Genomic DNA, 9,815 nt, shown 5'->3' with positions numbered 1-9,815 from the left:
GATATCGAATATCAACTTCAATAGGTATCTCATGATACTGTCCACCATCGAATTCCTCATATTCCCTCATTCCATCTTCATATTCGTATAGATTATAAAAATGCTCTGATACCCCCATTCCCCACGGGGCATATCCAACCGCCGTTGCAATAAATTTTTTACGTCTTGATTTACCATTTTTTAAGAACATATGTTTTAATATTCCCATATCTAAATCCATAATTTTACCAATGGGTTTATTTGCCTCAAAATGGACCGTACAGAGCATTTTTAATTTCCAACGTGGTAATTATCAAAAAACTATCCAATCGCTTTGTACGGTGCCTTTTTATCGATTTAAACGCATATCTAATCCAATAGGTTTTCTACTTTGCACCATTTTGCTGTCTAATCTTCAATGCCCTTTAAAACTTCTTCAAGTCCTTTTTGAAGCTTTTCAACGCGCTCTGATGCTATCACTGCGTCTTGATCTTGGCTCTTGATTTCTGCCTTCTCTAGAACCTTCAAAATATAATTTGCACTCCAACGAATATCGCTTTCAAGCTTTTCGCAGTAGCGATAAAAATCTGCTGTTGATGGCATAAATGTTGCATTTAATCCTTCTGCTTTGCCTTTCAATGCGTCCTTTGTTGCTGTCTGCAATGCCCAGCTGCTTATACCTTCAAGAGCGTAAAAATACGCAAGCGCTGTTGATTTCTCATCTGACCCTAAGGGGCTTTTGAGACCATTGGAAAGGACAAGAAATGCTGTTTGGATTTCCTCTTCCGTTGCTTTTCTTTCAAGCTTTTGCAACGCATCATCAACCAATGAAGTAACTCTCTCCACTTCTGCACTCAATGGTTTTTGCCCCGTTTTCCAAAGGAATGGAGGTTCTGTCATCATCCTCGAATAAAAATTTGTAAACGCTGTCTGAATTTTTGATATTGGACATGTGCTGTGCAACTCGATAACTCCAGCCACGCTGCTGTTCTGTTTGTTTAGTGCTTGTTTTTCCATAGTTTCCACCTTGTTGATTGATTTTATGATCTTTTGAATTCCTTACCCAGTTACGCCATGTTGCTTGCCAATCGGTTTTGGTAGCATTTGCTCCGGCTTTTGAACGCCAGTAATCTCGAAACTTTGCGATCTCAATTTTGATACGCTCTGGTGGCAAGCCCTCTGCAAGTGCAAAATCGTAATCGGGTTCGAAATCATCAGGCAATCGACAGCCTCGATGAACTTTTGAACGTGTTGTTTTTTTCGAAACGTTTTCTTGCTCGTGAATGGGAGGTTGGTTTTCTAAACCCGCTTCGATTTGTTCTGATGGGCTTTCAACAGCAGCAACCTCTGTTGGCTCGTCAACCAAATCGCTCGTTTCTAAATCTTCAAAATCAATTTCTTTTTTTGATAAAACGATAGTTTTATTTTTTTTATATATATTGTTAATGTTATTGTTTATGTGTTGTCGTGATGAACTCATCATGATGTCATCATGACCTCGTGATGATGTCATCATGACATCATCATGTTCTCTTGATGAATTATCTTTCTGCTTATTTCTCTTAGTATTTGCAGCTTTTATAGCTTTTTCTGAAAGTCTGTTTAAATTCTCATTGCAATTTTTTAATTCTTCTTCGACTTGTGCACTCCATAAATTTCCGTTTTCTAATTGAAGAATTAATTTTTTTCGAATGAGTTTTTCTAATGACTTTTTAAAAGCTGCTACTGAGCAGCCAACGGCGCGTGCTAAAACAGAAGTGTCGTCATAAATTGGTTCCTCTGCTCGATACATAAAAGCAGTGAGAGTGCTATAAGTAGCTTTCTCTGTGGCATCAGTACCAGCAAAGTCCATAATCCATTCTTGATAAAAATTACGTACCCAAGGCAATTTATTCGTCATAGTTGCCCTCCTGCTCTTGAGTAAAAGCAGCTTCTTTTAATTCCTCTTCAACATCTGGACACCACAAACGACCATCGTCTAAACAAATGATATGTCCAGATCTAAATAAATAATCTAATGCCTTTTGAAATCTTTTTACTGAACAAGAAGTAAAATGAGATAATATTTGTGCATCATTTAAAAGAGGTTCTCTGATGCGCAACATTTGCAATCGCAGCCGCATATAAACATTACCTTCAATTGCAGGTAAACATGCAAGATCAAGAAGCCACTTATCTGCAAAAAGCCTCGTCCATGGTAATTTACTGGACATTCTCTTTATCCTTCCTTTACTTATACCATGAGGTTTCTGACTGTTGAGTGTTATTCTTCAACTCTTCTTCAACTTCTAAACTCCAAATGTGTTTGTCATCCAAAAGAAAAATATGTCCAGTTTCTGCTAAGAGATCTAGTGCATCATCAATCTCTTCAATTGAACAGCGTGCTAATGAGGCTAAAGCTCGTAAATTGTTTGTAAGAGGCTTTCCAGTATGTAACATTTTTAATCGCAATCTCATGTAAATATTTCCTTCCATAGGAGGCAAATCAACGAGATCAAGAAGCCATTTTTCTACATTAATTTTCACTTGTTGGTTTTTATTGGACATTAGTAATTTCCCTTTCTTTAACTAAATGTAAAATTGCCAAAGCATCCGCTTCATTATCATCACAAGGCGCGTGTCCTTTTGCACACACCGCTTTAATCATTTCTTCTTTTGAAGCATTACCCTTCCCTGTTGTCGCTTTCTTAATTGTACCAACTGGAATGCCTTCGTACGGTATCTGATGATGTTCACACCACGCCGTTAACGTTGCTAACAAACCACCGTAAACATGCGCTGCATCTGTACCAACATGGCTCCTCACCTCTTCAAAATACACCGCATCAATATCACCCGCTGTCTGCTTTATTTCTGTAAGCCATCTCTTAAAGCGTAAATAACGCATCCCACCACCTTCAAAACGGCGGGGCTGAAAATTCACGGTACCACTGAACATGTCACCACTTGCACCACGTATCGCCCACCCCGTTTTGGTACCTAGATCAAAACAAAGAATCGTGTTATTCACCACGCCACTCCATACAAAATGTGTTTTATAAAATTGCTGTTTTCCCATAAGCGAGGGGAGAAAGATGTATAGAATATGGAAACAATACTTAAATGGATAAGTGCATTGGACACTACTGTCATTGCTATTCTTAATGGAGTTTTCCTTTTTTGGTTTAGAAAACAAGACATGAAAAAAATAGATGAACAAATCAAACATCTTGAAAGCCAAGCTGAAACAGCAAAAGAACATGTTTCCATTTTATGGGGAGAAAAAAGAATACGAGACTTAGGTCCAAATCTAAAGGTTGTTATAGATGGGAAACCATACGCATATAGGAGCGGTAAAGATTTCTTTATTAGAGTAGATGTAATCATAAAAAATCCTACAAAATATTCAATAAAAATGAATAATTTTCAGATAGATAAAAAAAGTCCGTTTGCATTTGTTGAAGGTGGTTCTATAGATCATGTAATAGCTTTTACCCCTGAGAATGAAAAATACATGGGGTTTGAAAGCCCTTTTAGAGCAGACTTAAACTCTCAGGACATATGCGGCTATTTTAGTCTAAAAAGACATGAAAAAGCACTATTTACTCTCACAGTTCGCCACCTCAAACCAAATATCGAAACTGTACCAATCTTTATCATTGAACACACTTCATCAAATCACCCAGAAAGAGTGGTTCAAACTAAGTTTTGGCCTAGCTTTTTTCTATCTTTTGAAGAATAGAAAATGTTAGAAGGAGATAATTTTTGAATTATCTTTTCTTGCTCGTGTATTATTTTATCTTTTTCCATTATCTCATCTCTTAAATTTTGTGTCTTTTTATAGAAGTAATAAACGTGATAAAGTGCCACTACGTTACAAATTATTAATGTGATATATTTAGATAAATACTTAATTTCTTCTGGACTCATCTTTCTCTCCTCACTTACCCTTCTTCTTACTCTTCTTATTCTTATGAGTCGGCGCTTTTACTGCTTCATCACGCGGCTTAAGCTTTTGTGTTAGTCTTTGAATTTTCTCGTCACGTGATTGAACATCTGCTTTTAGTGCCTGTATCTTTTCACTTTTCCGTTTAAACTCTTCTCGGTACGCATCTATCTTTTGTTTTAGTTCTTTAATTTCCTTTTCCTATTTTTTGATATCCTCATCACACTCATCAATGCTCTGCTTGGTTTTCTTTAAAAACTTGATATCTTTTTCTGCAATTTCTCTCTCAAGCTCTGCAATTTGCACTTGAAACTTTTCAATCTGCCCTGCAAGTTGTTTAAACTTATCCCGATAATGCAATGCAAAACGAAACATCACCCCGCTAAAAAGCAAAGCTCCAAACACCACAAACACAACTATCGCTATCATTTCATGTGAACTCATCTTGATCTCCATTAATTTTTATGAGAGCGGTCATCACAACCAATCTGTTTTGCCTCGCATTCCATTAAGAAAAGCAGGCAACAAGCCGCATGTGCCAAGTGTGATAAATCACTCTCAGCATCCTTCTTTTCTCCACCAAACCATGCTAATAAATGACGCAAAGCTGCTCCGTGAAACCGGCTCCAATGCATGCCATTACGCCAGTTGTTGGCTCCGTATTTCTTTGCTCCAAACTCTAAAACACGACCGATTTCCATCAGTGCTAAAGGCGGTATAAGATCTAAACGAGGCTTCCCATCATCATTCTTATACGCTTCTCTTGCATTCTCCAAAACGCGTCTACGCATGCAAACTTCATCGTTATGAAATCTTTCATTGTCATATAAAAGGGTAGTAACAAAGTCATCACCGCAAATACGGGCATTACCATAAATCCATCCCATACCGTAAACACGTGCTTGATCACAAACTAAAGCATTGTCAAAAATACTGGCATCAACAATAATGGCATCATCATAAACCCGCGCATTCCCATAAACCTTAGCCCCTTCATAAATCCAGCAATTACCATAATGCGATAAATTGCCTTCATGTTCTACCCAGCCGCCAAGATTACCTTTTTTTACGCTTCCAAAATCTCTTAAGGCACGAATCTTACGCAAAATGTGTCCATTCTCTTCACTTCCATACTCTTTCAGGATTTCATATTTCTTTTCTACAGACATCATCATCTCCTAAGGTTGCAAACGGTCGCACACGCTATCAACGCAGGGGCTTTTGGAAAATTTTGTCATTGGGGTGCTTGCTTGCTCTTGCATTAATTTTTGCAAGCGCTCGGGATAAAAAAAATCTTCTGGACGTAAATCTATCCCATGCTCACGCGCATAGGTTAATAGTTTTTGCTGGTGTTTTGCTGGTATAAAATCACGCCATCTAGAAATAGACGAAATATCTCTTTCAACGATGCCTGCTACAGTTTTTAAGCCACCTAAATACTTTATAATCAGTCTCGAAAGCATATTTATCTCCATAACGCCACAATAGATAATTGCGTTTTATGCACAAGTCAACGCAATTATGCTTTTTTATCATTTTTGCATAAAAATATATTTTCAAGGATTATATGAATCATGGGAAAAGATATTCAGTCTCAACTTAAGCTATGGATTAAAGAGCGACTTAAAGAACGGGGGCATGGTGCACAAACAGCATTAGCATCCCATCTGAAACTGCATCCATCGGCAGTAAACCGTATGCTTCGCATTTATCAAAATGGGAAAACCCGTGATATAACCATAGATGAATTGATAAAAATTTCTGAATTCTTCAACGAGCCACCACCCAGTTTTTACAAAGAAGCAGATTTGAATTTCGTAAAAATATGCGCTTCTCTTGAACCAGCTGATAAAGAAGCGGTACTCGATTTCCTTGAATTATTAAAAAAGATAAAAACAAGATAGGTTATTATTGATTGCTTTTTTTCATTAAGCATCAAAGAAAAATCTTCCATTCCTTTATCTATATCACCCATAACATCTCCTAAATTGTGGATAGCGCATAAATTAGCTATATATTTTAAATTTATTTTTTTGCATTTTATGCAATTTTTTAATTGACATGTGCATAAAATACAATTACAAAACCACCATACCCCGAAAAAAAATCCCTATGTCAAGGCGTTTTTTTCAAAATGTGTTTAAATATTTTGATAATAAATGGAGACCGTTATGAAAAAACCAGTTTTCATAAATTCTGATGAAATTCTTTTAGTCATGTGCGAAAATGAAGCGCAAAATCTTGCACAAGCGGGTCCGTTTTATGAAGAAAAAGACATTATCGACTTTATTAATGAAGCCGATAATGCACTTCAAATCTTCCGCGTTGAACCAGCAACTAATCGATGTGAAGATATCTCTGAAGATATCGCTCAATGCTACCTTAAAGAATGTGAGGAGCAGTGTTTTAACGGCGTTATACCGCATGACTTTGTAAAACACAGCACGGCATACAGTTTTTTTTTAGATGAAATCAAATTGCGTGAATATGAAGACAAACTCTACGGGTCTTATGAAGAACAAAACCGCTTGCGTCTTTGTGACGTCATTCCAAACTACCCCTCTTACATAGGGCGCTTTTAAAGGCGCCCCATTCTCCCATCAAAATGAGGTTTGTAATGAAAAGTTTTATCCCTATTCAAAATACTATAATTAAACAGCAAACCATTCAAACCGTTAGCGCTCGTGACTTGCATGCATTTTTAGAGGTCAAAGCCGAATTTAGAAAATGGATAGTAAACTGTATTAAAGATTTTGCTTTTCGAGAAGATATTGATTTTATCACATCTACCAAAAAATTACCATCACGGGGTTGTCCTTCTAAAGATTATGCCCTCACTTTAAACGCAGCAAAACACATTGCCATTTGTGAACCTAGTCTCAAAGGTAAACAAGTGCGTCAATATTTTTTGGACTGTGAAAAAAAAGCAAAAGCAACAATCGATTATTCAAAACCAGAAACATTAGAAGAAATCTTAAGACATCTCAAACAACAAATTAAGCACCATGAAAATGTTGTCACAACAAATGGAGTGAAGCATGTATAATCTTATGACAGTAGAAGAAAGAAATTTTAATAACCAAAGTATTCCAACCATGTCTAGTCGTGAAATTGCTGAATTTTGCAATAAAAGACATGATCATGTGATGCGCGATATTCGTAAAGTATTTAGTGAACTTAAAATCGATCTGAGTAATTTTGCTGGATTCTATAAAGATGCAAAAGGGGAAAGTCGTCCTTGTTACCATCTACCAAAACGTGAAGCTCTTATTGTCATTTTAGGTTATAACACTGTATTACGCGCAAAAATTATAGATTATTGGAAAAAATTAGAAGAACAAGCGGCTAATCCTCAAATCGATTTTTCGATCCCTGAAACAATGACAGCTATCATAATGCATCTCAAAAATAAAATTAAACAGACTGCATAGGAGAGTATCATGAACAACACCCTCATAGAGATTAAAGAACAAGTCATTGGTCAGGATATTGTTCAAACTGTTAATGCACGTGATCTACACGCATTCTTAGAGGCAAAACGTGATTTTTCCAATTGGATTAAAGACCGTATTAACAAATACAATTTTATAGAAGGACAAGATTTTATAAAAATACAAGATTTGCGCTCGCCAAATTTGGCGAACGCAAAATCTAGGGCTGTTATGGCAATTAATTATTATCTCACACTCGATAGAGCCAAAGAACTTTCTATGCTTGAGAATAATCAGAAAGGGAGAAAAGCCCGTTTATACTTTATCGAATGTGAAAAGCGTGTAAAGCAAGCAGTAACACCACAAATCGACTATTCAAGTCCAAAGGCTATGATTGGCTTTTTGAATTACCTACAAGGACAGATAGATCAAAAAGACACTATCATTGAAGATTTAAAACCAAAAGCCATGGCGCTTGAAAGTTTACAACGCCATGATGGGCTCTTCGGTCTTACTGAAGCCGCTAAAGTTCTTGAGATACAACCAAAACAATTCATTCAACTTTTGCAGCAAAAAGGTTGGGTTTATAGACGCACTTTCGGGGCTCCTTTGTTACCTTACCAAGATAAAATCCAAAAAGGATTGATGGATTGCCCAACCCTAACCATTCAAACTTCAGAGGGCATAGAAAAAGTCGTACCTGCTGCTAAAATCACTACTAAAGGCATGGGGGTACTGTCTGAAGAGCTAAAAAGACAAAACATGCATTAAAAGGAAAACAATAATGACAAATTCACCTCTAGCCACTATGGCAAATAAATATGGGTTTTCTCATGAACAATTTCGAAAAACTATTATCAAAACATGCATCAGCCATAACTTTACTGATGAAGAATTTGCTGCTTTTATCTCTGTTGCTAATACTTATGGTCTTAATCCGCTAACAAAAGAAATATATGCACTCCCGAAGAGAGGCGGCGGCATTATTCCGGTTGTCTCTATCGACGGGTGGATTAAGATCATTAAGTCTAATCCTCAATTTGATGGCATGACATTTCAAGACCAACTCGATAAAGAGGGTAATCTCATTGCTATCAAATGTGCTATTCGTCTCAAAGGCATTAAAGATCCTATCGAAGTCACCGAATATTTAGCAGAATGCAAACAAAAAAGTGACACTTGGCAAAAATACCCTGCTCGTATGTTACGTCATAAAGCCACTATACAATGTGCTCGCTATGCTTTCGGATTTTCCGGTATTTATGAAGAAGATGAAGCTAAACGTATTAATGACACCACACCTGTACAACTTGTTTCTTATGAGATGCTTGAACAAATCAAACAGTTAATTAAAGAAACTGAAACAAATGAAGATAATCTTCTCTTTTACGCAAAGGTAGAAAACCTAACAGATCTATCTTATGAAAAAGCACAAGAGGTTTTAGAGCTGTTGGAAAAAAAGCAAAATATTCAAAAAGAAAGAGCTCTACAATATCTCCCACAACAAGAGCAAACAGATACACCTACACAAGATGCCGAATATATTCATATCCAAGATCTTGAATATGCACCAACTCAACAAGAACAACAGGCGGCGGTGTGAAATGCAACAAAGAACTGCAGAATGGTTTCAAGCACGGTTAGGGAAAGTCACCGCTTCAAATATTTACAACGTTATTAGTAAAACAGCAAAGGGAACCCCTACAAGCAAATATGAAGACTACAAAATCAAACTCATTACAGAACGTCTAACGGGTCAAACAAGCCCCTATTATGAAACAGAAGATATGAGATGGGGCATTGAAAATGAAGAAGACGCCTTGAGAGAATATGCATTCATTTATGATACACAAGTCACTCAATGCGGCTTTATCCAACACCCTACAATTCAAATGGCGGGGGCTAGCCCTGATGGTCTGATTGATGAAGATGGGTTAATCGAAATCAAATGCCCTAGATCTACTAATCATATGCGTTTCATTATCGATAATGAGATCAAACCGGAATATCTTGCACAAATGCAATTCCAAATGGCTTGTACGAGGCGCAAATGGTGTGATTTTATCAGTTATGACCCACGTTTTACGGGCAATTCATCTCTCTTTCGTATGAAAATCAAACGCATCCACCGTGATGACAAACAAATTGAACAAATCAATCAAGCGGTTGAAAGCTTTTTAGCAGAAATAGAACAAGAGATACAAAGAATCTCAACAAAAGCCGCCTGATTGCTTATGGGGGTGCTTTGTTCATTGCATGCCTCCTAGCACCCCCGCCCTTTCATAACAAATTTCAATCAATGCGTGATTCATGCCACGGGTGAATTGCACTTCAAATTAGGGAGAAAAGATATGGCGCCACGACCAGCTATCATAACCCAGCCAACCATTGCACGTGCTTTAAGAGAAGCTAAAAAGCAAGGGTGCGAACTCATAGAAATCAAACCTACTGGGGAATTACTTATCTATCTTAAATCCGAT

At 37.0% G+C, this 9,815-nt stretch carries 15 protein-coding genes and 2 pseudogenes; 8 read left to right on the top strand and 9 right to left on the bottom strand.

Annotated features, from left to right (window positions below):
• The 6 genes and pseudogenes from PVV69_RS08335 to PVV69_RS08310 form a co-directional block, all read right to left on the bottom strand.
• Positions 1 to 208: pseudogene (locus tag PVV69_RS08335) on the bottom strand (hypothetical protein); the annotation flags it as partial.
• 179 nt (positions 209 to 387) lie between these two features.
• A complete protein-coding gene (locus PVV69_RS08330; RefSeq protein WP_273757142.1) occupies positions 388 to 879 on the bottom strand; it encodes a hypothetical protein in 492 nt (163 codons plus the stop codon).
• Positions 800 to 1,879 (bottom strand): DUF1376 domain-containing protein, encoded by a 1,080-nt coding sequence (locus PVV69_RS08325; protein WP_273757141.1) that lies wholly within the window; start codon positions 1,877 to 1,879, stop codon positions 800 to 802. The genes PVV69_RS08330 and PVV69_RS08325 overlap by 80 nt, the downstream gene beginning before the upstream one ends.
• Positions 1,880 to 1,907: 28 nt before the next feature.
• A pseudogene (locus tag PVV69_RS08320) lies at positions 1,908 to 2,192 on the bottom strand (hypothetical protein); the annotation flags it as partial.
• 16 nt (positions 2,193 to 2,208) lie between these two features.
• A complete protein-coding gene (locus PVV69_RS08315) occupies positions 2,209 to 2,526 on the bottom strand; it encodes a DUF1376 domain-containing protein (protein WP_273757140.1) in 318 nt (105 codons plus the stop codon).
• Positions 2,516 to 2,989: a hypothetical protein gene (locus PVV69_RS08310; RefSeq protein WP_273757139.1), complete on the bottom strand. Its 474-nt coding sequence runs from the start codon at positions 2,987 to 2,989 to the stop codon at positions 2,516 to 2,518. Before PVV69_RS08310 ends, PVV69_RS08315 begins: the two co-directional genes overlap by 11 nt.
• A 75-nt stretch (positions 2,990 to 3,064) precedes the next feature.
• Between PVV69_RS08310 and PVV69_RS08305 the strand changes: the two genes are divergently transcribed.
• Entirely contained in the window at positions 3,065 to 3,700 is a 636-nt protein-coding gene (locus PVV69_RS08305; RefSeq protein ID WP_273757138.1) for a hypothetical protein, read from the top strand.
• A 405-nt stretch (positions 3,701 to 4,105) separates the two neighbouring features.
• On the opposite strand, the gene PVV69_RS08300 is transcribed toward PVV69_RS08305, so the two are convergent.
• From PVV69_RS08300 to PVV69_RS08290, 3 genes are all read right to left on the bottom strand, one after another.
• Positions 4,106 to 4,348, bottom strand: coding sequence for a hypothetical protein (locus PVV69_RS08300; protein WP_273757137.1), 243 nt, complete (start codon positions 4,346 to 4,348; stop codon positions 4,106 to 4,108).
• A gap of 11 nt (positions 4,349 to 4,359) precedes the next feature.
• Entirely contained in the window at positions 4,360 to 4,695 is a 336-nt protein-coding gene (locus tag PVV69_RS08295; protein ID WP_273757143.1) for a dATP/dGTP diphosphohydrolase domain-containing protein, read from the bottom strand.
• A 387-nt stretch (positions 4,696 to 5,082) separates the two neighbouring features.
• A complete protein-coding gene (locus tag PVV69_RS08290) occupies positions 5,083 to 5,367 on the bottom strand; it encodes a hypothetical protein (protein ID WP_273757136.1) in 285 nt (94 codons plus the stop codon).
• Positions 5,368 to 5,478: 111 nt separating this feature from the next.
• Here PVV69_RS08290 and PVV69_RS08285 point away from each other — a divergent pair, with 111 nt between their 5' ends.
• From PVV69_RS08285 to PVV69_RS08255, 7 genes are all read left to right on the top strand, one after another.
• Positions 5,479 to 5,808, top strand: a complete 330-nt coding sequence (locus tag PVV69_RS08285; protein ID WP_273721787.1) for an XRE family transcriptional regulator — start codon at positions 5,479 to 5,481, stop codon at positions 5,806 to 5,808.
• 267 nt (positions 5,809 to 6,075) lie between these two features.
• On the top strand, positions 6,076 to 6,486 hold the full coding sequence (locus tag PVV69_RS08280) for a hypothetical protein (RefSeq protein WP_273721788.1): 411 nt from the start codon (positions 6,076 to 6,078) through the stop codon (positions 6,484 to 6,486).
• 35 nt (positions 6,487 to 6,521) lie between these two features.
• On the top strand, positions 6,522 to 6,950 hold the full coding sequence (locus PVV69_RS08275) for an antA/AntB antirepressor family protein (RefSeq protein ID WP_273757135.1): 429 nt from the start codon (positions 6,522 to 6,524) through the stop codon (positions 6,948 to 6,950).
• Positions 6,943 to 7,335, top strand: coding sequence for a Rha family transcriptional regulator (locus PVV69_RS08270; protein ID WP_273757134.1), 393 nt, complete (start codon positions 6,943 to 6,945; stop codon positions 7,333 to 7,335). Before PVV69_RS08275 ends, PVV69_RS08270 begins: the two co-directional genes overlap by 8 nt.
• Before the next feature lie 9 nt (positions 7,336 to 7,344).
• Positions 7,345 to 8,106: an antA/AntB antirepressor family protein gene (locus tag PVV69_RS08265; protein WP_273757133.1), complete on the top strand. Its 762-nt coding sequence runs from the start codon at positions 7,345 to 7,347 to the stop codon at positions 8,104 to 8,106.
• Positions 8,107 to 8,119: 13 nt separating this feature from the next.
• Positions 8,120 to 8,938, top strand: a complete 819-nt coding sequence (gene bet, locus PVV69_RS08260; protein WP_273721238.1) for a phage recombination protein Bet — start codon at positions 8,120 to 8,122, stop codon at positions 8,936 to 8,938.
• A 1-nt stretch (position 8,939) separates the two neighbouring features.
• The gene (locus PVV69_RS08255) at positions 8,940 to 9,563 is read left to right on the top strand and encodes a lambda exonuclease family protein (protein WP_273757132.1); all 624 of its coding nucleotides are present in this window, start codon (positions 8,940 to 8,942) and stop codon (positions 9,561 to 9,563) included.
• Positions 9,564 to 9,815 lie beyond the last annotated feature (252 nt).

This window comes from Bartonella sp. MM73XJBT (genome assembly GCF_028618465.1).
In the GTDB taxonomy this organism is placed as follows: domain Bacteria; phylum Pseudomonadota; class Alphaproteobacteria; order Rhizobiales; family Rhizobiaceae; genus Bartonella.
Note: the sequence above shows the minus strand (reverse complement) of the source record. Positions and strands in the feature narration are given on the sequence as shown.